The sequence below is a fragment of the Neisseria perflava genome (genome assembly GCF_019334725.1).
In the GTDB taxonomy this organism is placed as follows: domain Bacteria; phylum Pseudomonadota; class Gammaproteobacteria; order Burkholderiales; family Neisseriaceae; genus Neisseria; species Neisseria subflava_A.
Map to the genome: position 1 here is coordinate 450387 of NZ_CP079818.1, position 23210 is coordinate 473596.

Genomic DNA, 23210 nt, shown 5'->3' on the forward strand with positions numbered 1-23210 from the left:
TTTAATCAATTTTCGATACAAGTCGCGGCAATAGTGTAGTGAAAGTGAAGAGAGCTTGAGCCAACCACGTTCAGACGGCCTTTTGCCCTTCCGCTTCATCCACCAGCAAAAATGCCGTCAGAGCCAAAGCGGTCAATACCGCCGTCAACACCATCGCCCGTCCGTAATTGTCCGCACCGGCGCGTCCGAGATAATCGTAAATCAAAGTGGTCAGCGTCTGCCATTCGGGGCGCGACAGGAACAATGTGGCCGCAAATTCGCCGATACACGTTGCCGAAGCCAAAGTCAGGCCGCGCCGTAAAGCTGGTTTCAATAAAGGCGCGGTTACATAACAGGCCGTCTGAAAACCGTTTGCGCCCATGGTACGCGCCGCTGCCGCGTAATCTTTGGGTAAACCATCCCACGCGGCCAGTACATCTTTGGCCACAAACGGATACGCCAACAGCGCGTAAGTCGCGGTCAGCAGCCACAGCGAAGCCGTCCACTGCGGATAGAGCAACAAAACGCCAAACGCGATGCACACGGGCGACACCATAAACGGCAAAAACATCAGTGCGCGCAACCACGCCATTTGCCGTGCCGCGGCCGCATACAGCACGCCCAAAACCGTCGCTGCCGCCACCGCTGCCGCAGAGAAACGGACAGTGTTCCACACCGCCGCCCAGGTTTGCGCTTCCAGCAAGACTGTCCACGAAGAGCCTGCCGATACCGCCTTGAGCCATACAGCAGCCAAAGGCAGCAGGCAGCACACTGCCAACATGGCCAATACCGTTGCCGTCAACCATTTTTCCCAAGCCCATATCGGCGCACGCGGAGGCAAAGGCGAGACCGACTTATCCACAGCTACGCGCCTGCTCCAATACGCATACAAACCGCCTGCCGCCGCCGTAACCGCCAGCACCAGCCACACCAACACCGACGCACGCGCCATGTCCAACTCGTACGCCACCAGCCGGTAGATTTCCACTTCCACCGTCGCAAAACGTTCGCCGCCGAGCAGCAAGGCCAGTCCGAAGCCTGAAAAACAATATAAAAACACCAGGCACGCACCGCCGGCAACCCACGCACGAACCACCGGCCATTCGACCCAGATAAACCGCCGCCACGCGTCCGCGCCCAAAGATTGCGCCGACAGCAACCGCGCCTGCGGCACACGCACAAATCCCTGATACGCCGAGCGCACCAAAACCGGCAGGTTGAAAAACACATTGCCGTAAATCAGCAGCCACGGCGTGTCCTGCCAGCCTGCCGCCAGCATGCCGTGTGCGCCAAACAAGGCCAGCACGCCCATGCCTGCCACCAAAGTCGGCATCACAAAAGGCAGCATCAGCAGGCGCAAAACCGTGCGCCGTCCGGCAAAGTCCATCCGTGCCAGCACCCACGCCGCAGGCACGCCCAAAGCCGTGACCAAGACGCAGGTCAAAACCGCCTGCGCCACCGTCCAGCCCAAGCGCAGGCGCATATAGTCATCAGCCACCACTTCCGCCCAAGCACCTTCGCCGTCGTAAAACGCCAGCGACAGCAAAGGCGCGGCCACCATGACCGCCAAGAAACCCAAAGGCAGAAGCAACAGCGCAAACCGCCGAATCCAAACCTGCATCGATGCGTACCCAAGAATAAAAACGCCTATTTTAGCCTGAGTTCGGTATAGAAGGTGGTATTCCTGCCCTTGTTTTCAGACGGCCTGGGCAGTCTGATGGATAAAACTGCCGTTTCTTCAAATTTTCCAAACATTTACGAAATTTCTTCAAAAAGGCAACATAATTGGTTAGGCATTTTTGTTACAATGCCGCCGATTCAAAAAACCAAACAAATCAAAAACAAGGAAACATTATGACCGCTACACGTCCACAAACCTACGATGCCGTCGCGCGCGCGTTGCATTGGCTGACCGTACTCGGTTTCATCGGCATCCTCTCCACCATTACCGTTTGGACCATCTACGATGGCGAAGAATGGGTCAAATCGCTCTTCGGCGTGCATAAATCCATCGGTTTCATCACGCTGCTGGTGATTGCCGTGCGCATTGTTTGGGCTTTGCTTAATGCGTCCAAACGTCCTGCCGCCGACAGCTTTGCCGCCAAAGCAGGCCACCTTGCCCTTTACGTCCTCATGCTCGCCGTTCCCGTTATCGGCATGATCCGCCAATACGGCGGCGGTCGCGGCCCGTTGAAAGTATTCGGTGTCGAAGTGATGCAGGGTTCGCCAGAGAAAATCGAATGGATGTCCAATCTCGGCAATATGGCGCACGGCAAACTCGGCTGGCTGCTCTTCGCGCTTGTCGCCGGCCACATCGCCATGGTTGTTGTTCACCGCATTCAAGGCCATGACGTTTTGTACCGCATGATCGGCCGCCATTCTTAAGTGTAAAACGATAAACAGCCAAGGCCGTCTGAAAACAGTTGACCAAGCAAAAACTGTTTTCAGACGGCCTTTTTGTATTTGTGTTAATCTGCAAAAGTAGGGCAGGCGTTTTGCCTGACTGTTGTCTAAATACTGTAACCCGTACCGAAAAACACCATGACTGCTCCCATCCTCGCCATCACCTCCGGCGAACCGGCCGGCATCGGCCCCGACATCTGCCTTGATTTGGCTTTCGCCGACCTTCCTTGCCGCCCCGTTGTTTTGTGCGACAAAAACCTGTTGGCGCAAAGGGCTGAACAGCTCGGCAAGTCCGTCATCCTGCACGATTTTCAAGTCCAAGCGGCTGAACCGTTGCTCAAGGGCGAACTCGAAGTTCTGCATATTCCCTTAGATGCCGAGTGTCGGGCGGGCGAACTCAATCCTGCTAATGCCGCGTATGTGCTCCGACTGCTGGATACGGCGTATCAAGGCATTTCAGACGGCCTGTTTGCCGGTATGGTTACCGCGCCGCTGCATAAAGGCATCATCAACGATGCCCACGCAGGCAACGGCTTTTTCAGCGGTCATACCGAATACCTCGCCGAAAAAAGCCATACCGAACAAGTCGTCATGATGTTGACCGGCGGCGGATTGCGAGTTGCATTAGTGACTACTCATCTGCCGCTTAAAGATATTTCCGCCGCCATCACGAAGCCTTTAATCGAGTCGGTTGTCCGCATTCTTGAACACGACCTGCGCCATAAGTTCGGCATAGCCAAACCGGTTATCCTCGTTACCGGCCTCAATCCCCACGCGGGCGAAGGCGGCCATTTGGGACACGAAGAAATCGACACCATTATTCCGGCGCTTCATGCCCTGCAGGCCGAAGGCATAGACGCACGCGGCCCTTATCCGGCCGATACTGTGTTCCAACCCTTCCTGCTCAAAGATGCCGACGCCGTCCTCGCCATGTATCACGACCAAGGACTGCCGGTGCTCAAATACGCCGGTTTCGGCGAAGGTGTGAATATCACCCTCGGCTTGCCCTTTATCCGCACCTCCGTCGATCATGGCACGGCCTTGAACTTGGCAGGCACGGGCAAAGCCGATTCCGGCAGCCTGATTACCGCCGTCCGCGCCGCGCTTGATATGGCGCACAATATGCAGCAGGCCGTCTGAAGCGTGAAGGTTTAATCGTTCGCAGGCGTAATGTGTTCCTGTAACAGCATCATCAGGGAGCATCTGCCTGCCGATTTGATGAAGCCGATGGATGTTTGGACAATAATCAGCGTTTTATTTTAAAAATCATATAAAAAAGGCCGTCTGAAACCCCATATTTTGGGTTTCAGACGGCCTTTTAGTTTTTTGGTTTACCAAATTTCAGACAAAGTTTCTTTGACTTTGGCCTTCACTTCCGCACCGAAGCGACGGCTGAGCATTTTGCTGAAATCGTCTTGCGGCGTGTAGTTGACCAGCTCGGGGGCTTTGACAACATCGCGGGCAACGCTGTAAATGCTGCCGAAGTCGTCAATCAGGCCGACCTGTTTGGCTTCTTTGCCGGTGTAGATGCGTCCACTGAAAACATCGGGATACTGTTTGTCTTTCAACCTTGCACCGCGGCCGAGTTTGACGGCTTTGATAAATTCTTGGTGGATATCGCCCAACATGCTTTCCCAAATTTGGGTTTGTGCCGGGGTTTCAGGCGTGAAAGGGTCGCCCATACCTTTGTTGCTGCCGGCGGTTTTCAGACGGCGTTTGACACCGGCTTTGTCCATCAGGCCGGTAAAGTCGAAACCGCCGCCGATCACGCCGATGCTGCCGACAATACTGGAAGGGTCGGCGTAGATTTTGTCGGCTGCGGCGGCAATGTAGTAGCAGCCGGAAGCGCACATGTCTTCGGCAACGAGGTAGACAGGAATGTCTTTGTGTTCGGCTTTGAGGCGGCGGACTTCGTTAAAGGCCGTGTTGGACACGACAGGCGAACCGCCGGGGCTGTTGGCGCGGATGATGATGGCTTTGGCATTGCCGTTGTTGTAGGCGGCTTCCATGCTGTCGCGCAGGATTTGGACTTGGTCGTCGATGTCGTTGCCGATTTCGCCGGTCAGGTCGATAACGGCGGTGTGTTCGCCGCGGGCGTGGATGCTCGTGGTTTTTCCTTCTTCTTCCGCGAGGCCGAAGATCAGGCTGAGGAAGATGAGGACGGCGATGCCGCGCCAGATATTGCGCCAAATGCGGGCGCGGCGCTGTTCTTGGTAGGCGGCGAGGAGGACTTCGCGCAGGATGTTGCGCTCCCAGTTATCGACGGGTGTGGAGGCTGAAGATGGTGTGTTTTGGGCATCGCCTTCACGGTGGATTCGGTATTGCATGATGTGATGTGCTTTCTTGTGGGCCGTCTGAATGTTCAGACGGCCTTATCGGTTTTAGTTGATGGAATAGCCGCGCAGGTATTGTGTACGTTCGCGGGTCATGCGGGTTTCACACTGCAGGCGCAGGTATTCTGCTTGTGCGGCGCTGTCTGCGGAGGCGGCGGCTTGTTGGCAGTTGAGTTTTTTGCTTTGAATCCAGGCGCGTTGTTCGCCGAGGATTTGTTGTTTGACATCGCTGTCCATGCCGCCCCAGAGGTCGTTGATCTCGCCGTCTGCCTGACGGTTTTGCGCGCGCGCGTTGTCGAGTTCGCTTTGGCTGAGGCCGGGCGGTTCGTTGCGCGGAGTTTCACGGTCAGGACGCAGGACTTCGTAGTCTGAATCGTTGTCATCATCGGTCAAGCCGACGGCTTGGCTGGCGGCGTTGTTTTCAAGGATGTCTTGTGGATCAACAGTCGGCGGCTCTTCCGTATTTTGGTTTTGCAGCAGCTTGATGGCCTGCTCTTTGGATACTGGTTTGCCGTCTATCATGACGATGCTTTTCACGCCGTAGGGCAACAGGGTGGCGGAAAGGGTCTGGGCTGTGGTGCTCAGAGTGTTGTCTTCGAGAACCGGTTTGCCGTCTTTGTCGGGGGTGTAGAGCAGGGTGGTGCTGAACGTGTTATTTTCAAAAGTCAGGTTGCTGCCCATCAGTTTTTGTTCGAGCATGTCGGACAACGGGGTGTTGCCGTAAATCAGCGGGCTGTTGTCTATGGCCGTTTTGAGGATGTTGTCGGGGATGCGGATTTTGAGGTTGGCGCGGCAGATGGCTTTGCCGTTGTCTTCGGTTTCTTTGGGGTCTTCAAGCAGGGTTTCTAATTCGAGGCCGGCGGCGATGATTTTGTCGGCATCGACGAATTGGCGGTTGTCATTGCGGGCAAAGGAGCGCGCTTGTTGTTTGAGGGTGTCTTCGATGGTGGTACGGATGTTTTGCAGTGTGGCCGGTTGGGCGCAATCAAGCGCGGCTTTCGGCTCTTCTTTGCTGCATGCGGCAAGAAGAATCGTGCTTAAAATCAATACGGAAGCGGTTTTTTTGTACATGGGTACTCCTGAAGATGACGGCCTTTCAGACGGCCTGACGTGCCTATCATAACAAAAGCACTTGCAGCAAGTAAATGCGGCAAGTGCTTTTCTATGTCAGACGTATCAGCCTTTGATGATGCTGACAAAGCCGGAGAGGATGGCGGCGTTGAGCAAGTCAACGAAGAACGCACCCACCATAGGTACAATCAAGAAGGCTTTGTGCGACGGGCCGAAAGTTTGGGTCAGGGACTGCATGTTGGCAACGGCGGTCGGGGTGGCACCCAAACCGAAGCCGCAGTGGCCTGCCGCCAATACGGCAGAGTCGTAATCGCGACCCATGAAGACGTAGGTAACGAAAGTGGCGTACAGAATCATCACGACGGTTTGTACGGCCAAGATGATGGTCACAGGGCCTGCCAGACCGGTCAACTCCCACAGTTTCAGATTCAGAAGAGCCATGGCAAGGAAGAGCGACAGGGAAGCGTTACCGAATACGTCGATGGCGCGGTCAAACATATTGACTTTGAAGGCGGCAGTCAGGACGTTGCGGATGACCACGCCTGCAAACAGACACCATACGAATTTAGGCAAGTCGAAGAAGGCTTTGTCGTAGCCATCCACGATTTCGGCAAATGCCAAACAGCCGGCAAACATAGCCAGGGTTTCAACAGCAGACTCGGCAGTAATCAGGCGGGTGCGCTGTGCTTGTTCGAAGATGTCGTCGGCAGCATCGTTGTCGTCGGATTTGGCAGTTTTGACGACAGGTTTACGGCCCATTTTGTTGATCAGACGGCGTGCAACAGGACCACCGATCAAACCGCCGAATACCAGGCCGAATGTTGCAGAAGCCATACCTAAGCCGGTTGCGCCGGTCAGGCCGAATTTGCTTTCAAAGTCAGGACCCCATGCGCCGGCGGTACCGTGACCACCGGTCAGGGTAATCGAACCGGTAATCAGGCCAATCAGCGGATCCAAGCCCAATGCGCTCGCCAAGCCGACACCGACGAAGTTTTGGACGATGATGAATGCACCCACCACGGCGGTAAAGATAACCAAAGGCAAACCGCCCGCTTTCAAACGGGAGAAGTCGGCACTCAAACCGATGGATGTAAAGAAGATGAGCATGAACGCATCTTGCAGCGGTTTTTCAAATTTGAAGCTGACGCCGTAGGCTTCGTGCAGGGCGAACAGGACGATAGCGGCAATCAAACCGCCGGCGACCGGCTCGGGAATATTGAAGTCTCTTAAGAATTTGATTTTTTGAACCAGAAATTTACCAACCAGCAACACGAGCGTGGCGGCAATCAGTGTGTAATAACTGTTGAATTCCCATTCCATGTTGTTTCACCTCCTAGAAATGTTTTTCCGAGCATCCGTTTTTGTTCCGGATGTAGTGTGTTTCAACGCTTGGCGTTATCCGCCGAGTGTCATGGTATTGATGCGCGGACAAGGTGTTTTCAGAAAGAAATGAAAACGATGACGTGTCCGTGAAAAATAACTGGCAAATATTAGGGGAATAGTTAAAGATTGTCAAAAAATGCGAGTGTAAATCTTTTCAGACGGCCTTTTGTCCGATGGCATGATGCGCTTCGCGGCGCCATTGTTCTAATAGGGATGTTAAAGATTCGGCCGAAGTGTGGCCGTTGCCGATGGCGGCCTGCAGCCAGTAGCAGGCGGTCGGAACATGACAGCCGACACCTTGTCCGTGATAGTAAAAACAGGCGAGGTGGTATTGGGCGGAAGGGTGGTTTTGTTCGGCAGCGATGGCGTACCAGTGTGCAGCCGCCCGAGGGTCTTGCGCTGTGCCGAGGCCGTAATGGTAGATGCGGCCTAAGGCTGCCGCCGCGTTTTTGTGGTGGAATTCGGCCGCTTCCATGTAATTCTTGCGCGCGGCATTGTAGTCTGCGGGACGGCCGATGGCGTGGGCTTGTGCTTCCGCCAAACGGTATGTGGTTTCGGTTTGTTGCTGTTGCAGGGCGGCTGTTTTGATTTGTTCGTATTGTTGCGGATGGTACAGCGCGGCGTCGCTGATGAGTTTTTGTGCGGCGGCGGCAGAACCCAGCGCGGCGGCCCGGTGGTAGTAATCATGCGCGATATGGTTGTCGGCTTTGATGCCGAGGCCGTAGCGGTAGAGGTCGCCCATGATTTTTAGGGCTTCAGGATAGTCTTTCTCGGCAGCGGCTTTGGCATAGTGCGCCGCTTGGAACGGGTCGCGTTCGGAAAGTTCGCCGGTCAGGGCGTATTGGGCCAGCTTGGCCTGTGCTTTCGCGTGTTCCTTATCGGCGGCACGACGATACCATTCTAAGGCTTCAGGTTTGTGTTGGGTGGCAAGAAGGTCGGCCAGCAGGGTTTGTGCGGCGATGTGGCCGGCTTGCGCGGCTTGTTCGAGATAATGTTCGGCTTGTCCGTGGTTTGGACTGACACCTGTGCCGTAGAAGTAGATTTGACCGAGTTGCCAGCAGGCGGCAGTCACGCCGAGCGCGGCCGCTTTTTCGTATTGTTCGATGGCTGTCGCAATGTCGCCTTGGCGTTGGTGATGGCGTGCCAGATGGTAATATGCAGGCGCGGCATATCGGGCGGTAGCAAGCTCCGCCCAGTAAAGGGATTGTGGATTGTTGCGCTGCGCGTGGTAACGCATGAGGATTAATTGGGCTTCAAGATGACCTTGCTCACCCAGCCAGGCGTAGTCGTTGAGAAGCTGTCCTGTTGGGGTACCGTTGTGTTCGCGTTGTTGCAGCAGGGTAAAGAGTGCCTTAGGATGGCGTTGGGCCGCGGCGGCTTCCAGCCATGGAAGTGCCTGCTCCGGATGACCATTTTGCAGCAGATGATTGCCCAATACAAAAGCAGCTTCCGTATAACCCTGCTCTGCGGCCTGTTGCAGCAGGGGCAGGGCTTGGGCGGTATTGGATTGTTCCAAAAGGGCGGCGGCTTGCCGGTAGAGGATATCAGGAGCGGCGGTCATGGTTTGCGGGCGGATATAAAGTGGAAGACGGATGCTGCGGCATATGGGCGGCGATACCGGTTGAGGGTTTTGTAAAAATATTGCTCGCCACAGTTTTGTAAAGTGTATTGCCTTGCTGGCTTATCTTTAGGATGTTTGGCTTGTTATATTGTTTTGCCTGGGAGTACATCCATATTTTGTGTGTTATTAAGGCCTCAGCTTGAGTTGGTATGCTTTTATGACATCTCAGTTATTATACTGTCTTTGTAATTTATTGTTAATGATAAATGCAGTTTTTATGTTTTATTTACATGGTAGTAGCTAAGATATTGTTTGCTTCAGGCCGTCTGAAATGTTTTTCAGACGGCCTGAACTTTTCCTTCACTAAGTCAGGTTGTCGGTGTGGAAGAGTCGGATGTGTTTTTGTGAGGAAAAAAGACCTTACTGTAGAAGTTACCGTTAATTTGGGTCACGTTGAGGTGGTACATTCGGTAGGCATGGAACAGCTCTTTATCAGGCGGTGTCGGATGATTCCAAAATTCTGCCAAGGTATTTTGGTCAGTAATGCCGGGAATATCATAATAGGCACGGCCGAGCACTTTGACAGGCATATTGTGAATCAGGCCGGACAGGCCGCTGGTGCTGTTGATGGTGACCATGCCGAGGCCATGGCGCAGGAAAGCGGGCAGGGGGACATCATGGACGTAAGTCACGCGGCCTTTGAGTTCGGGGTGTTCTTTGATAAAGCGTTTAATGTCGCGCCAGTAGTCGATAAAGCCGCGGTCCATCGGATGATGCTTGATGATGATGTTGGTATCGGCAGGCGCGTGCGCGGCGAATGAGCTCAAAACATGGAGCAGGAAGCTGCGGACGCTGGGAAAGTCGCAATGGATACGGACTTGGCTGTCGTTGAATACCTGCAGAGGAACAATAAAAAACTTGCCGTATTTGCCCGCCTCCACGCGTTTGGCGATTTGGATGTCTTCAATATAGTAGTTCAAACGCTTGAGGATGGAGAGCGACCACAGTTTGAGGTAATGGCCGGCATTGGATGCGCGGTGGTGGATGTAGTCGAGGTGGTGGATGTAGTCGGGGTAGTGGATGTAGTCGGGGTAGTGGATGTAGTCGGGGTAGTGGATGTAGTCGGGGTAGTGGATGTAGTCGGGGTAGTGGATGTAGTCGGGGTAGTGGATGTAGTCGGGATAGTGGATGAGCGTGCCGGCAATCAGCTGCCAAAGCTCAAGCCTGCGGCTGCGGCGTGGAATGGGCAGCAGATCTTGGGTAAGCCCCCAGCCTGCATAGAAAGGCAGGCCATAGCAGCTGACTTTTTTGCCGCGCAACAAGGCTTCAAAACCAGTCAGCGAAGTCATGGTGTGAACTTCGTCTGCGTATTGGAGACAGGTCAGGATATCGGCTTGCTCGGCGGTTTGGTCGGCATATCGTGCCGTATCTTCAGGGGAAATATGGCCGATGCGGTTACCGCTGACTACATCGGGATGCGGTTTGTAGATGATATAGGCATCGGGATTGCGTTCGCGTACGGTACGGAGCAGATCCAGATTGCGATAGATTTGGGGTGAACCGTAGCGGATAGACGCATCATCTTCAACCTGGCCGGGAACGAGGATCACGGTTTTGTCGGTTGACGGGACGGTGAAGTCTGAGCTGCCGACGTTGTATTTACTGATGTGGTTTTCGGTCAGCATTTTTTGCAGCTTCAAGGCCGTCTGAAAGTCTTGATTGTCGAAGTTTTGGTTTTGCAGGATGTGTTCAAGACGGGACGGGGTTTCGGCGTTGAAATAAATGCCCATATCGTCGGTAACGAGCGACAGTGGTGGGACTAAATTAGAACCAAGCCCGACCGAGCGGATAAAGCCGTCTTCCATGCGCAGCAGGGGGATGTTGTGTTGTTCGGCAAAACGGACGATGGCCTCTTTGCCGTTGCCCCAAGCAAGGATGCGTGCATCGTTGGATAGTTTGACCCCGGCCAGTTTTTGGGTGGAGGAGATAAATTTCAGACGGCATGAGGGTACGTTAAAGAACGGTTTGGCAACCGCGCGTTTCCACAAAGACATGCCGACGCAATACAACTCGCCACGCAATTTGTCGTTTTTGCGTTTGACCGTCGTCAGATAGTCGATGACATCAAAGAGGCTGCCTGCTTCACCGGTATTGGGGTTGAGGTAGCGGCTGTATTGCAGATAGGCCGCGGCGAAGAGTTGTAGCAAGTTGCGGGGGGCGCGGCGTTGGGTTTGAACAAGGCGGTTGATTTCAGGATGGCGGTCGTCACTCACGCCCCATCCGGCATACCACGGCAGGCCGAAGGTGGTCAGCGGTTTGCCGCACAAAAGCGCCTCAAAACCCATTTGTGAGGTAACGCAATAAACTTTATCGACGTTTTGCAACAAAGAAATCGGATTGATGTCCTCTGCCAAAAGATGGACGCGGTGTTGCTGCGCCAGCTGGGTCAGATAGCCTTGTTTTTTGCCGCACAAAACATCGGGATGGGTTTTGACCCAGATATCGGCTTGCGGGTTTTCATTCAAGGCCGTCTGAAACATCAGTTCAAACGTAGAGGCATCTGCGCCGCCATATTGGATGGCCATATCGCCGAAGGTTTGATCAATGATGAGGACGGTTTCGGGTTTGGATGGGGAACGCAAAGGATGATCGTCTGAAAGTTCGGGCGCGTGGTTGTATTTGGACAGGTGGTGTTGCAGGATGGAATCCATCGCCTGTCGCGCCTGAGCCAAGGTTTTAGACGGCATGGTATCGGCGGCGAGAATCAGTTGTTCCAAACGCGAAGGACGCGTGGTGTCGTAGTAGATGCCGATGTCGTCATAGACGATGGAGTAGGGCGGATAACCGGTGACACCTAGTCCGAGCGATCGCAAAAAGCCGTCTTCCAAAGCAATAAAGGGAAGCTGGTGTTCGGCGGCAAAAGCACGCGCTTTGTGTGTCGTCGGGCGCAAACCCCAGCCAACAACAGCCTCTGCTCCTTTTCCATCTTTGCAGATATGAAATTCAGGCAATAGGGTGGAGAGATGGGGGATTTTGCGAATGCCACGAGAGGGAATGTAGGCGTTTTTCACAATGCGTTTTCGTCGATTATTGTTATTAATGGATTGTAGGCCGTCTGAAAAGAGGAACATTCTTTCAGACGGCCTGAATAGTCTTAAAACGTGACTGCTTCGGTCAATACTTTGCCTGCCAAGTCTTTAGGCGACAGGTTTGGCTCGCCTTGCAGCGGCCAGTCGATGCCGACGGTCGGATCATTCCAAATCAGCGAGTGTTCGGCTTTTGGGTTGTAATAGTCTGTGCATTTATAGACGAACTCGGCTTCATCGCTCAGTACATAGAAGCCGTGAGCGAAACCTTCGGGTACCCACAGTTGGCGTTTGTTTTCTGCGGACAGAATCTCGCCTACCCATTTGCCGAAAGTGGGGGAGTCTTTACGCATATCGACAGCCACGTCGAATACTTCGCCGACAACCACGCGCACGAGTTTGCCTTGTGTGTTTTCAGTTTGATAGTGCAGACCGCGCAATACGCCTTTGCTGGATTTGGAGTGGTTTTCCTGCACAAAGGTGCGGTCGCAGACTTGGGTCTTGAACCACTCGTCGCGGAAGGTTTCCATAAAAAAGCCGCGCGCGTCGCCGAAGACTTGCGGCTCAAGCAGTTTTACGTCGGGAATGGCGGTATCAATGATGTTCATCGTTTTATCTTTCATCTAAAGGCCGTCTGAAAAGTTTCAGACGGCCTCAAATATTATTTTTTCAACAGGCGCAGCAAATATTGGCCGTATTGGTTTTTCGACATCGGGCGTGCCAGCTCTTCCAGTTTTTCATCGGAAAGCCAACCGTTGCGCCAAGCAATTTCTTCCAGGCAGGCGATTTGCAGGTCTTGGATGTTTTGTACGGTTTGGACGAATGAAGCAGCTTCGTGCAGGCTCTCGTGAGTGCCGGTGTCCAGCCATGCAAAACCGCGTCCCAAAAGTTGCACCGACAATGAACCGTCTTCCAAATACATTTGGTTGAGGTCGGAAATTTCCAATTCGCCGCGGGCAGACGGTTTGATTTGTTTGGCGAACTCGACGACGCGTTGGTCGTAGAAGTACAAGCCGGTTACCGCCCAATCGGATTTGGGCTGTTGTGGTTTCTCTTCGATAGACAGGGCGTTGAAGTTTTCGTCAAATTCAACCACGCCGAAACGCTCGGGATCTTTGACCTGATAACCGAATACGGTTGCGCCGTGGGTCTTGGCGGCGGCCTGTTTCAATGTTTGCGTAAATGATTGGCCGTAGAAAATATTGTCGCCCAAAACCAAGCAAACATTGTCGTTGCCGATAAATTCTTCACCGATGATAAATGCCTGTGCCAAACCGTCCGGACTGGGTTGAACGGCATAGCTGATGGAAATGCCGAAATCGCCGCCGTCGCCAAGCAGGCGCTTGAAAGAGGCGTTGTCTTCGGGCGTGGTAATCACCAAAATATCGCGGATTCCTGCCAGCATCAGTACGGACAGCGGATAGTAAATCATGGGCTTGTCGTACACGGGCAGCAGTTGTTTGGATACTCCGCGTGTGATGGGGTAGAGGCGTGTGCCGCTGCCACCTGCAAGGATAATGCCTTTCATGGGTTTTCTCCTGAGTAGTGTGTGTTTGCGTGATTCTCAGACGGCCTAATAGTGGGAACAGGCCGTCTGAAAACTTATTTTCCGGTGCCTAAACGCTCTAAACGATAGCTGCCGTTCAATACGTTTTGCCACCAGGTTTTGTTGTCCAAATACCATTGCACTGTTTTGCGGATGCCGGATTCGAATGTTTCCTGAGGTTTCCAGCCCAGCTCCCTGCCGATTTTGGCAGCGTCGATGGCGTAGCGCACGTCATGGCCGGGGCGGTCTTGTACGAAAGTAATCAAATCTTCATAACGCGCCACGCCGGCCGGTTTTTCAGGAACAAGCTCTTCCAGCAGGGTGCAGATGGTTTTGACGACTTCAATATTGGCTTTTTCATTGTGGCCGCCGATATTGTAGGTCTCGCCGACAACACCTTCGGTAACAACCTGATACAGCGCGCGCGCGTGGTCTTCGACAAACAGCCAGTCGCGGATTTGCATACCGTCGCCGTAAACGGGCAGCGGTTTGCCGTCAAGCGCGTTCAGAATCATCAGCGGAATGAGTTTTTCCGGGAAATGGTAAGGGCCGTAGTTGTTGGAGCAGTTGGTTACAATGGTCGGCAAACCGTAAGTACGCAACCATGCGCGGACGAGGTGGTCGCTGGACGCTTTAGAGGCAGAGTAGGGGCTGGACGGCGCGTATGGCGTGGTTTCGGTGAACAAATCGTCCGTACCGTGCAAATCGCCATAGACTTCATCGGTAGAAATATGGTGGAAACGGAAGGCTTCGCGTTTTTCAGACGGCATTTGTTGCCAGTAGGCGCGGGCTGCTTCAAGCAGATTGAATGTACCGACGATATTGGTTTGGATAAACTCGCCTGCCGAATCGATAGAGCGGTCGACATGGCTTTCCGCAGCCAAGTGCATCACGGCATCAGGCTGGTGTTGTGCGAATACGCGGTCGAGTTCGGCGCGGTCGCAAATATCCACTTGCTCAAAAGCATAGCGAGGATTGCCTGCTACCTCGGTCAAAGATTCCAAATTGCCGGCATAAGTCAGCTTATCGACATTGACGACAGAGTCTTGGGTGTTTTGGATAATATGACGGACAACGGCAGAACCGATAAAGCCCGCGCCGCCGGTAACAAGGATTTTTTTCATAAGTTTCAGAGGATAGTCAAAATAATATAAACAGATTATAGCAGACAGAAAGTGTGTTTTTCAGATAAAGAGGCCGTCTGAAAACATCTCTTTCAGACGGCCTGTATCAGTTCAACTTAATCGTCGTAGCCATTTGGGTTGTTGCTGACCCAACGCCATGAATCTTCCATCATCTGCGCTAAATCACGCTTGGTTTCCCAACCGGTTTGCGCTTTGGTGTAGGCAGGGTCGGCATAGAAACAGGCCAAATCGCCATCGCGACGCGGTTTGATTTGGAATGGAATGGTCAAGTCGGAGGCCGCTTCAAAGGCACGGATGATTTCCAATACCGAATAAGCACGTCCCGAACCCAAATTAAACAGGTGTACACCCGAAATATCGCTTTTCGCCTGCATCGCCGCCACATGGCCTTCCGCCAAATCCATCACATGGATATAGTCGCGCATACCCGTACCGTCTGGGGTAGGGTAGTCATCGCCGAAAACCGACAATTGCGGCAGCTTGCCTGAAGCCACTTGGCAGATATAAGGCAGCAGATTGTTTGGGATACCGTTTGGCTGCTCGCCGATCAAACCGCTTTCATGCGCACCGATAGGGTTGAAATAGCGCAACAAAATCACGCTCCAACGCGGATCAGCCCTTTGGATATCCGTCAAAATGCGTTCCACCATAGACTTAGACGTGCCGTAAGGGCTGGTCGTATCCCCCGGTTGCATATCTTCCGTATAAGGCACTTTACCCGGATCGCCGTAAACCGTAGCCGATGAGCTGAACACAATCTTAAATACACCGGCACGCGCCATTTCTTCTACCAATACCAAGCTGCCAGACACATTGTTGTCATAGTATTTCATTGGTTCGGCCACGCTTTCACCGACTGCCTTCAAGCCGGCAAAATGAATGACAGCATCAATATCGTGTTCTGCAAAGATTTGACGCAACACTTCACGATCACGGATATCCCCTTGGTAAAAAGGCACAGACTTGCCGGTAATCTTTTCCAAGCGCGGGAGGATGTTGGCAGACGAATTGCACAAATTGTCCAAAATCACGGCATTAAAGCCTGATTTCAACAGGGAAACAACGGTATGGGAACCGATAAAACCGGTACCGCCGGTGATAAGAATAGTCATTGGTTTTCCTTATACAGCATATGTTATCTTGTTTTGAATGAAGTGTATCAGTATTATCCTTTGTCTTCCCAAAAATTATCTTACGTTGTGCTGTCCTATCAATCGTTCAGATGGAATATGAAGGAATATATGAACATTACCCAAATCCTCTCTCAAGAACTCTCTGCCACCACTGCGCAAATTAATGCCGCTATTGAGCTTTTAGATGACGGTGCGACCGTCCCCTTTATCGCCCGTTACCGCAAGGAAGCCACGGGTGGGCTGGACGATACGCAGCTGCGCCAGCTTGCCGAGCGGCTGCAATATCTGCGCGAGTTGGAAGAGCGCAAAGCCGTTGTTTTAAAAAGCATTGAAGAGCAAGGCAAACTTTCAGACGACCTCAAGGCGCAAATCGAAGCCGCCGACAACAAAACCGCGCTTGAAGACCTGTATCTGCCCTACAAACCCAAACGCCGCACCAAAGCGCAAATCGCGCGCGAACACGGGTTGCAACCGCTGGCGGACGCGCTGCTTGCCGAGCAGCCGCAGGACGTGGAAGCCGCCGCACAGGGCTACCTGAACGAAAACGTCCCCGACACCAAAGCCGCGCTGGATGGTGCGCGCGCGATTTTAATGGAGCAGTTTGCCGAAGACGCGGAACTCATCGGCACGCTGCGCAATAAGTTGTGGAACGAAGCCGAAATTCACGCGCAAGTCGTTGAAGGTAAAGAAACCGAAGGCGAAAAATTCAGCGATTATTTCGACCACCGCGAATCCATCCGCACCATGCCCAGCCACCGCGCGCTGGCGGTTTTGCGCGGCCGCAACGAAGGCGTGTTGAACATCGCGCTCAAATACCAGCCCGACGACACGCCGATTACGCAGCAAAGCGAATACGAGCAAATCATCGCCCGCCGCTTCAAGGTTTCAGAAGGCCACAAATGGCTGCGCGACACCGTGCGTCTGACTTGGCGCGCAAAAATCTTTTTGTCGTTGGAACTTGAAGCGTTGAACCGCTTGAAAGAAGCCGCTGATACCGACGCGATTACCGTGTTCGCCCGCAATCTCAAAGACTTGCTGCTCGCCGCGCCTGCCGGACGGTTGACCACGCTGGGTCTTGACCCGGGCTACCGCAACGGCGTGAAATGCGCTGTGGTGGACGACACGGGCAAGCTTCTGGATACGGTCATCGTCTATTTGCATCAAGAAAACGAAATGTTGGCAACGCTGGCTCGCCTGATTAAACAGCTCGGCGTGAAGCTCATCGCCATCGGCAACGGCACCGCCAGCCGCGAAACCGACAAAATCGCGGGCGAACTGGTGCGCGGAATGCCCGAAATGGGGTTGCACAAAATCGTCGTTTCCGAAGCCGGCGCGTCGATTTATTCCGCGTCAGAACTGGCGGCGCGCGAGTTCCCCGACTTGGACGTTTCCCTGCGCGGCGCAGTGTCCATCGCCCGCAGGCTGCAAGACCCGCTCGCCGAGTTGGTCAAAATCGACCCTAAATCCATCGGTGTGGGCCAGTATCAGCACGACGTGAACCAAAACCAGCTTGCCAAATCGCTGGACGCGGTGGTCGAAGACTGCGTGAACGCCGTCGGCGTGGACGTGAACACCGCCTCCGCCCCGCTCTTGGCGCGAATTTCCGGTTTGAATCAAACCCTTGCCCAAAACATCGTTGCCTACCGCGATGAAAACGGCGCATTCGACAGCCGCAAAAAATTGCTGAAAGTACCGCGCTTGGGCGAAAAAACCTTCGAGCAGGCGGCGGGCTTTTTGCGGATTAACGGCGGCAAAGAGCCGCTGGACGCGAGCGCCGTCCACCCCGAAGCCTATCCCGTCGTCGCCAAAATGCTGGCGCAACAAGGCATTAGCGCCGCCGAACTCATCGGCAACCGCGAGCGCGTGAAGCAAATCAAAGCGTCCGATTTCACCGACGAACGCTTCGGCCTGCCGACCATTCTGGACATCCTGTCCGAGTTGGAAAAACCCGGCCGCGACCCGCGCGGCGAGTTTCAGACGGCCTCATTCGCCGAAGGCATCCACGAAATCAGCGACTTGCAAGTCGGCATGATACTCGAAGGCGTGGTTTCCAACGTCGCCAACTTCGGCGCGTTCGTGGACATCGGCGTCCATCAGGACGGTTTGGTGCACATCTCCGCCTTATCCCATAAATTCGTCCAAGACCCGCGCGAAGTGGTGAAAGCCGGCGATGTAGTGAAAGTGAAAGTGCTGGAGGTTGATGCCGCACGCAAACGCATTGCGCTGACCATGCGACTGGATGATGAACCGGGCGGCGCAGCCAAAGGCAACAGGCCATCTGAAACCCGACATCAAGAACGCCGCGACCGCAAACCCCAACGCAACGAGCGTGTCCCAACCAATTCGGCAATGGCAGATGCGTTTGCGAAGTTGAAACGGTAAGGTAGAAAACCTTTCTGCTTGTCAAATTGAGGATGGCAAGCCAGAAACCTAATACATAGAAATCTATTTAAAGGATAAAAATATGACTTACCACGAACTTGCACTGTATGCATTACAGCAGTTGGCACGTCCCGCCTGTGCATCGGAAATTTGGGATTTTATCGAACAGAACCGGCTTTATACTGATCTGGACGGATACAACCCTGAAATGGGCTTGGCTTCGATAGGTAAAACGCCCTGGGCAACTATAGGTGCACAGTTGTATGTGGAAGCAAAAAAGACTGACGGCAAAATCACGGCACAGGGCAGTCGTCCTAAGCTATTTTCTCTGCGAAAGGAAGTTTCAGGTAGCTTAAAAGAGTTGAAGTTACCTGAAAATTCCATTAATGAGCAGCTCAAGCCTATCTCACAGACACAAAAGGTCAAATTCCATGAACGTGACCTGCATCCTCTGCTATGTAAGTTTTTGGATAAACACCCTGCTTTTGACGCGAAGTCACGTACTATATTCCATGAAAAAAGCGGCAAAAACCAAAAAGGTGCAGACAAATGGCTTTATCCCGATATGGTTGGTGTTCAGTTTGAATATGCCAATTATGAACACGATAACCTGCTGACATTGATGAAGAAATTTGACCGTTTGCCGATTAAAATTTTCTCATTCGAGATAAAAATCCGTTTGGATTTTGGTAATTACAAAGAATCTTTCTTTCAGGCGGTGAGTAATTCTAGTTGGGCGAATGAAGGTTATTTGGTGGCATTAGACGTGCAGCAGGATGTAGACTTCCGTGAAGCCCTGCAGAAACTGAGCCAGAGTTTTGGAATCGGCATCATCTTGTTAGACGCGACCAACGTCAGCCAAAGTGAAATCCTTTCGCCTGCACGGTATAAAGAGCAAATGGATTATTCGGTGATGGACGAGCTGGCATATAAAAACTCTGGTTTTGCACAATTTCTGCAAACCATTGCCGAATACGACCATCAAAATCATGACCGCTATGTGAAAGAGTTTGATCCAGTAAAAGATGATGCTGAAATGGCGGACTATTTGGTGGAGAAAGGGATTGTGCCTGATGAAAAGGCCGGAACTGTGTAGCAGCCTGAAATTTACCCTAGTATTATCCAATATATGGGTGAATTGTTTTCCATCATACTTGATGGCTTGCCGATATAAATAAGCGTATAGTTCCAAATATCACAAATCCATTATCACAACCTTAGGAGTTCAAACCATGAAACCTGTTTTGTTTGCCGCGCTGATTTCCTGTTTCTCCGTTGCTGCGTATGCGGCCTGTACCGACAGCCAGCAGCAGTGCGTGATTTATAAAAACGGCAATGTCGCGACAGAAGGCGGCTGTACAGTTAGCAAGTGCCAAAGTGCCGATGCGCAAGTGTTGAAATGGAAGCTGAAAAACGGCAAAGGCGTAACCGTTGAAATCGGAAAAAACGGTAAGGTCTTGGTGAACAAAAAACCGGGTGCGAAAGCGAACAACAGCAATGCGTCAGGCATGGGTTTGACATGCTATGCCGCCGATGCGGACAAACGCGAACAGTTCTGCTCGACCAATTATTGATTGGATTGTTGCTTTGATTAAAGGCCGTCTGAAAAGTGTTTCAGACGGCCTTGATGTTTATCCTTCCGATATTTTTTCATTAAGAAAGTCGATAAAGCTGCGCACTTTTGCGCTGAGAAAGGCCCTGTCGACATAAGTGGCGTTCAGTTGGTCTGTCCAGATGGTGTAATCGGGCAGGAGTTGGATCAATGTGCCGTCCTTCAATTCCTGCTGAACTGCCCAAAGGGGCTGATAGCCTATGCCTGCACCTGATTTAATCAGCTCGCGGATCATCAGTGTGTTGTCGCTGCGGATAACCGGGGAGAGATGGAGAATGGCTTTTTCTGCGGTAGCGCGGTGGGTAATTTCCCAATCTTGTTGACTGGTATAGGAAGGCAGGATGGCTTGATGCTGCATGACGGCTTCGGGTGTATCGGGTGTGCCGTGTCGGGCAAGATAGTCGGGGGCGGCAAGCAGGACGAACTCGATTTTGGCCAGCGGTTTGACGATCAGCGAAGGGGAGGGGGTTTTGGAAACACGCAAGGCGAGATCGAAACCTTCGGCGATGAGGTCGATATGGCGGTTGTCGAGGACGAGGTCGAGCGTAACTTTGGGATAACGCTGGCGGTATTCTGCCAACCATGCGCTCATATTGCCGCCTGCAAACCACAGGGGCATGGTAACGCGCAACATACCTTGCGACGTGTCGGCACCGCCAGCCGCTTTTTGGGCGGCGGTGTCCAAGGTATCCAGCGCGTAGCTGCATTGGCGGTAGTATTCTTCGCCTGCTTCGGTCAGATGGAGGTTGCGGCTGTTTCGGTGTAAGAGCTTGGCTTGAATGGTGTTTTCCAGATGGCTGACGTGTTTGCTGGCCATGGCAGTGGAAATGTCGAGCTGATCGGCGGCACGGGTAAAACTACCGCTTTGAACGACTTGGCGGAAAACTTTTAGGCTGAATAGGGTATCCATGATTTCTTATTAGGAAACGTTGTATCAATAATTCGAGTATATATCTCTTACTGGGAATTATCTATACTGCACTTATTGAAATTGCTCCCTACCTCTTTAAAATAAGGATTATTAAGATGTCAGTCCTCAAATCATTCCAACCTGTTGTATTGTCTGTTTTGCGTATTGTTACGGCGTATCTGTTTTTGCTGCATGGCACGGCCAAGTTTTTCAGTTTTCCGATGTCCATGGGCGGCGCGCCTGAAGGCTTGATGCTGGTGGCCGGTATTTTGGAAATTGTCGGTGGTATCTTATTGATATTGGGCCTGTTCACCCGTCCGACCGCGTTTATTTTGTCCGGTCAGATGGCTGTCGCCTACTTTATGGCACACGCGTCTTCTGGTAATGTTTTGTTTCCATTGGCCAACCAGGGCGAATCTGCCGTTTTGTTCTGCTTCGTGTTCCTGTATCTGGCAGTAGCCGGCGGCGGAGCATGGGCTTTGGATAACGTTTTTGGTAAAGATAAAGATTAATTTAAGGAAAAGATCATGACTTATTCTGTTTTGCAACAAGCTGCTGAAACCCGTCGTTCTATCTATGCATTGAACAACACCCTGCTTCTGTCCAATGAGGAAGTAACCAAAATTATCGAACACGCCGTTTTGCATACGCCGTCTTCTTTCAATTCGCAATCTGCCCGAGTGGTCGTATTGTTTGGCGAAGAACATGCCAAAGTGTGGCATTTTGTCGAAGAAGCGTTGCGTGCGGTTGTTCCTGCCGAGCAGTTTGAAGCCACTGCACAAAAACTGAACTTGTTTAAAGCAGGCGCGGCGACAGTTTTGTTCTTTGAAGATCAAGATGTTGTCAAAGGCTTGCAAGAGCAGTTCCCATCTTATGCGGCCAACTTCCCGATCTGGGCGGATCAGGCAAATGCCATGGTTCAATATGCTGTTTGGACAACATTGGCAGCTGCCGGTATCGGCGCCAATCTGCAACACTACAATCCGTTGCCTGATGCGGCCATTGCCAAAGAATGGAATCTGCCGGAAAGCTGGTTGTTGCGTGCGCAAATGGTGATCGGCGGTATCGCGGCTCCAGCCGGCGAAAAAGCCTTCCAACCAATCGAAGGCCGTCTGAAAGTATTCGGCGCATAAATGAAATGATGTTTTAAACAAAGGGCGCGATGTTTGCGCCCTTTTTGAAATAGCAAAATAAAAGGCCGTCTGAAAACAGTTTCAGACGGCCTTTTATCTATGCCATGAAATCAACCGCGGCGCCAAGTTGTACCGCCAGCGTTGTCTTCCAGAATGATTTTGTGTTCGTTCAGAAGGTCGCGGATGCGGTCGGATTCCGCCCAGTTTTTATCCGCGCGTGCCTGTTTGCGTTGGGCGATCAAATCGTCGATTTCCTCGTTGGACAGGCCGTCTGAAACAGCACCGCCTTGCAGGAATTCAATCGGATCGCGTTGCAACAGGCCGATGATTCCGCCCAAAGCTTTCAGGCAGCCGGCGAGGTGGGCATCATTGGTTTTGTTCACTTCGCCTGCCAGTTCAAACAACACGGCAACCGCTTCGACCGTACCGAAATCGTCGTTCATGGCGGCGTAGAAACGGCGGGTGTAGTCGTTGGCGTTTTCAGACAAATCAAACTCAGCCGCTGGTGTGTTTTTCAACGTAGTGTACAGGCGGGTCAGCGCACCTTTTGCGTCATCCAAATGCGCGTCGGAGTAATTCAACGGGCTGCGGTAGTGGGCGCGAAGGATGAAGAAACGTACGACTTCAGGGTCGTATTGTTTCAACACTTCGCGGATAGTGAAGAAGTTACCCAACGATTTGGACATTTTTTCGCCGTCCACACGGATGAAGCCGTTGTGCAGCCAGTATTTGACGTGGCTGGCGATGCTTTGACCGTGATGGGTTTGTGCGTGGTCATGACCGCAGGTATGACCGCTGGCACCGACGCTTTGGGCGATTTCGTTTTCGTGGTGCGGGAACTGCAAATCCGCGCCGCCACCGTGGATATCGAAAGTATCGCCGAACAGATTCTCACTCATGGCAGAGCATTCAATATGCCAACCCGGACGGCCGTTGCCCCAAGGGCTTTCCCATGCAGGTTCGCCTGCTTTCGCTGCTTTCCACAACACAAAATCAAGCGGATCGCGTTTGAAACCGTCCACTTCCACGCGCTCGCCTGCGCGAAGGTCATCCAGCGATTTGCCCGACAATTGGCCGTAAGCCGAAAACTCGCGCACGGCATAGTAAACGTCGCCGTTTGCGGCAGGATAAGCCTTGCCGTTTTGAATCAGGGTCTCAATCATGGCAATCATTTGCGGGATGTTTTCCGTTGCCTTCGGCTCGATGTCGGGACGCAACACACCCAGAGCATCGGCATCTTCGTGCATAGCCTGAATGAAACGCGCAGTCAGCTCGCCGATAGTTTCGCCGTTTTCAGCCGCACGGGCAATGATTTTGTCGTCGATATCGGTGATGTTGCGCACATAAGTGAACGGATAACCGCACTCGCGCAACCAACGAGCAATCATGTCAAACACAACCATCACGCGGGCATGGCCTAAGTGGCAGTAGTCGTAAACAGTCATGCCGCAAACGTACATACGCACGTTTTTAGGGTCGATGGGGGTGAAGGGTTCTTTTTGGCGGGTAAGGGTGTTGTAGATGGTGGTCATG

The 23210-nt window shown here is 52.7% G+C and carries 18 protein-coding genes and 2 pseudogenes; 7 read left to right on the forward strand and 13 right to left on the reverse strand.

The window, feature by feature from the left end:
- Positions 1 to 70: 70 nt before the first annotated feature.
- Complete coding sequence (locus LPB400_RS02285; RefSeq protein ID WP_219089253.1) at positions 71 to 1600, reverse strand: ABC transporter permease; 1530 nt, start codon at positions 1598 to 1600, stop codon at positions 71 to 73.
- Between the two features lie 233 nt (positions 1601 to 1833).
- Here LPB400_RS02285 and LPB400_RS02290 point away from each other — a divergent pair, with 233 nt between their 5' ends.
- Positions 1834 to 2364 carry a cytochrome b gene (locus tag LPB400_RS02290; RefSeq protein WP_219089256.1) on the forward strand — a complete coding sequence of 177 codons (531 nt, stop codon included), beginning with the start codon at positions 1834 to 1836 and terminating at the stop codon, positions 2362 to 2364.
- A gap of 156 nt (positions 2365 to 2520) precedes the next feature.
- Entirely contained in the window at positions 2521 to 3522 is a 1002-nt protein-coding gene (gene pdxA / locus LPB400_RS02295; protein ID WP_219089258.1) for a 4-hydroxythreonine-4-phosphate dehydrogenase PdxA, read from the forward strand.
- A gap of 191 nt (positions 3523 to 3713) precedes the next feature.
- Here pdxA and LPB400_RS02300 read toward each other — a convergent pair whose 3' ends face one another.
- The 10 genes and pseudogenes from LPB400_RS02300 to galE form a co-directional block, all read right to left on the reverse strand.
- Entirely contained in the window at positions 3714 to 4709 is a 996-nt protein-coding gene (locus tag LPB400_RS02300; RefSeq protein WP_070461090.1) for a S49 family peptidase, read from the reverse strand.
- 54 nt (positions 4710 to 4763) lie between these two features.
- Positions 4764 to 5786 carry a lysozyme inhibitor LprI family protein gene (locus LPB400_RS02305; protein ID WP_070461092.1) on the reverse strand — a complete coding sequence of 341 codons (1023 nt, stop codon included), beginning with the start codon at positions 5784 to 5786 and terminating at the stop codon, positions 4764 to 4766.
- A gap of 105 nt (positions 5787 to 5891) precedes the next feature.
- Positions 5892 to 7106, reverse strand: a complete 1215-nt coding sequence (gltS, locus tag LPB400_RS02310) for a sodium/glutamate symporter (RefSeq protein ID WP_219089260.1) — start codon at positions 7104 to 7106, stop codon at positions 5892 to 5894.
- 217 nt (positions 7107 to 7323) lie between these two features.
- Positions 7324 to 8730 carry a tetratricopeptide repeat protein gene (locus tag LPB400_RS02315; protein WP_219089262.1) on the reverse strand — a complete coding sequence of 469 codons (1407 nt, stop codon included), beginning with the start codon at positions 8728 to 8730 and terminating at the stop codon, positions 7324 to 7326.
- Positions 8731 to 9098: 368 nt separating this feature from the next.
- Positions 9099 to 9782: pseudogene (locus tag LPB400_RS02320) on the reverse strand (capsule biosynthesis protein); the annotation flags it as partial.
- 114 nt (positions 9783 to 9896) lie between these two features.
- A pseudogene (locus LPB400_RS02325) lies at positions 9897 to 11861 on the reverse strand (capsular polysaccharide biosynthesis protein); the annotation flags it as partial.
- 23 nt (positions 11862 to 11884) lie between these two features.
- Positions 11885 to 12424 (reverse strand): dTDP-4-dehydrorhamnose 3,5-epimerase, encoded by a 540-nt coding sequence (gene rfbC / locus LPB400_RS02330; protein ID WP_039861926.1) that lies wholly within the window; start codon positions 12422 to 12424, stop codon positions 11885 to 11887.
- A 53-nt stretch (positions 12425 to 12477) separates the two neighbouring features.
- Positions 12478 to 13344 (reverse strand): glucose-1-phosphate thymidylyltransferase RfbA, encoded by an 867-nt coding sequence (gene rfbA, locus LPB400_RS02335; RefSeq protein WP_070584359.1) that lies wholly within the window; start codon positions 13342 to 13344, stop codon positions 12478 to 12480.
- 74 nt (positions 13345 to 13418) lie between these two features.
- A complete protein-coding gene (rffG, locus tag LPB400_RS02340) occupies positions 13419 to 14486 on the reverse strand; it encodes a dTDP-glucose 4,6-dehydratase (protein WP_070584357.1) in 1068 nt (355 codons plus the stop codon).
- Positions 14487 to 14602: 116 nt separating this feature from the next.
- Positions 14603 to 15619: a UDP-glucose 4-epimerase GalE gene (galE, locus tag LPB400_RS02345; protein WP_219089264.1), complete on the reverse strand. Its 1017-nt coding sequence runs from the start codon at positions 15617 to 15619 to the stop codon at positions 14603 to 14605.
- Between the two features lie 129 nt (positions 15620 to 15748).
- Between galE and LPB400_RS02350 the strand changes: the two genes are divergently transcribed.
- The 3 genes from LPB400_RS02350 to LPB400_RS02360 all read left to right on the forward strand — a co-directional run bounded on the left by LPB400_RS02350 (position 15749) and on the right by LPB400_RS02360 (position 19596).
- Positions 15749 to 18022, forward strand: a complete 2274-nt coding sequence (locus LPB400_RS02350; protein ID WP_219089267.1) for a Tex family protein — start codon at positions 15749 to 15751, stop codon at positions 18020 to 18022.
- Positions 18023 to 18104: 82 nt separating this feature from the next.
- On the forward strand, positions 18105 to 19118 hold the full coding sequence (locus LPB400_RS02355) for a hypothetical protein (RefSeq protein ID WP_219089269.1): 1014 nt from the start codon (positions 18105 to 18107) through the stop codon (positions 19116 to 19118).
- A gap of 136 nt (positions 19119 to 19254) precedes the next feature.
- Complete coding sequence (locus tag LPB400_RS02360; protein WP_003683849.1) at positions 19255 to 19596, forward strand: hypothetical protein; 342 nt, start codon at positions 19255 to 19257, stop codon at positions 19594 to 19596.
- Positions 19597 to 19653: 57 nt separating this feature from the next.
- Here the strand turns inward: LPB400_RS02360 and LPB400_RS02365 are convergent, their stop codons facing one another.
- A complete protein-coding gene (locus tag LPB400_RS02365) occupies positions 19654 to 20544 on the reverse strand; it encodes a LysR family transcriptional regulator (protein ID WP_219089271.1) in 891 nt (296 codons plus the stop codon).
- Positions 20545 to 20660: 116 nt separating this feature from the next.
- On the opposite strand from LPB400_RS02365, the gene LPB400_RS02370 reads away from it, so the two are divergent.
- Both LPB400_RS02370 and LPB400_RS02375 read left to right on the forward strand, forming a co-directional pair.
- Positions 20661 to 21056 carry a DoxX family protein gene (locus tag LPB400_RS02370; protein WP_219089273.1) on the forward strand — a complete coding sequence of 132 codons (396 nt, stop codon included), beginning with the start codon at positions 20661 to 20663 and terminating at the stop codon, positions 21054 to 21056.
- A gap of 15 nt (positions 21057 to 21071) precedes the next feature.
- On the forward strand, positions 21072 to 21677 hold the full coding sequence (locus tag LPB400_RS02375; protein WP_219089275.1) for a nitroreductase family protein: 606 nt from the start codon (positions 21072 to 21074) through the stop codon (positions 21675 to 21677).
- Between the two features lie 110 nt (positions 21678 to 21787).
- On the opposite strand, the gene cysS is transcribed toward LPB400_RS02375, so the two are convergent.
- Positions 21788 to 23209 carry a cysteine--tRNA ligase gene (gene cysS / locus LPB400_RS02380; protein ID WP_219089277.1) on the reverse strand — a complete coding sequence of 474 codons (1422 nt, stop codon included), beginning with the start codon at positions 23207 to 23209 and terminating at the stop codon, positions 21788 to 21790.
- Position 23210: the final 1 nt, after the last annotated feature.

Excerpts from the sequence above, each read along its gene's own strand:
- LPB400_RS02370 (WP_219089273.1), top strand. The coding sequence starts at position 20,661 with ATGTCAGTCCTCAAATCATTCCAACCTGTTGTATTGTCTGTTTTGCGT.
- LPB400_RS02305 (WP_070461092.1), bottom strand. The coding sequence starts at position 5,786 with ATGTACAAAAAAACCGCTTCCGTATTGATTTTAAGCACGATTCTTCTT.
- LPB400_RS02350 (WP_219089267.1), top strand. The coding sequence starts at position 15,749 with ATGAACATTACCCAAATCCTCTCTCAAGAACTCTCTGCCACCACTGCG.
- rffG (WP_070584357.1), bottom strand. The coding sequence starts at position 14,486 with ATGAAAAAAATCCTTGTTACCGGCGGCGCGGGCTTTATCGGTTCTGCC.
- galE (WP_219089264.1), bottom strand. The coding sequence starts at position 15,619 with ATGACTATTCTTATCACCGGCGGTACCGGTTTTATCGGTTCCCATACC.
- gltS (WP_219089260.1), bottom strand. The coding sequence starts at position 7,106 with ATGGAATGGGAATTCAACAGTTATTACACACTGATTGCCGCCACGCTC.
- rfbC (WP_039861926.1), bottom strand. The coding sequence starts at position 12,424 with ATGAACATCATTGATACCGCCATTCCCGACGTAAAACTGCTTGAGCCG.
- LPB400_RS02355 (WP_219089269.1), top strand. The coding sequence starts at position 18,105 with ATGACTTACCACGAACTTGCACTGTATGCATTACAGCAGTTGGCACGT.
- LPB400_RS02360 (WP_003683849.1), top strand. The coding sequence starts at position 19,255 with ATGAAACCTGTTTTGTTTGCCGCGCTGATTTCCTGTTTCTCCGTTGCT.
- LPB400_RS02285 (WP_219089253.1), bottom strand. The coding sequence starts at position 1,600 with ATGCAGGTTTGGATTCGGCGGTTTGCGCTGTTGCTTCTGCCTTTGGGT.
- LPB400_RS02315 (WP_219089262.1), bottom strand. The coding sequence starts at position 8,730 with ATGACCGCCGCTCCTGATATCCTCTACCGGCAAGCCGCCGCCCTTTTG.
- LPB400_RS02300 (WP_070461090.1), bottom strand. The coding sequence starts at position 4,709 with ATGCAATACCGAATCCACCGTGAAGGCGATGCCCAAAACACACCATCT.
- LPB400_RS02375 (WP_219089275.1), top strand. The coding sequence starts at position 21,072 with ATGACTTATTCTGTTTTGCAACAAGCTGCTGAAACCCGTCGTTCTATC.
- cysS (WP_219089277.1), bottom strand. The coding sequence starts at position 23,209 with ATGACCACCATCTACAACACCCTTACCCGCCAAAAAGAACCCTTCACC.
- pdxA (WP_219089258.1), top strand. The coding sequence starts at position 2,521 with ATGACTGCTCCCATCCTCGCCATCACCTCCGGCGAACCGGCCGGCATC.
- LPB400_RS02365 (WP_219089271.1), bottom strand. The coding sequence starts at position 20,544 with ATGGATACCCTATTCAGCCTAAAAGTTTTCCGCCAAGTCGTTCAAAGC.
- rfbA (WP_070584359.1), bottom strand. The coding sequence starts at position 13,344 with ATGAAAGGCATTATCCTTGCAGGTGGCAGCGGCACACGCCTCTACCCC.
- LPB400_RS02290 (WP_219089256.1), top strand. The coding sequence starts at position 1,834 with ATGACCGCTACACGTCCACAAACCTACGATGCCGTCGCGCGCGCGTTG.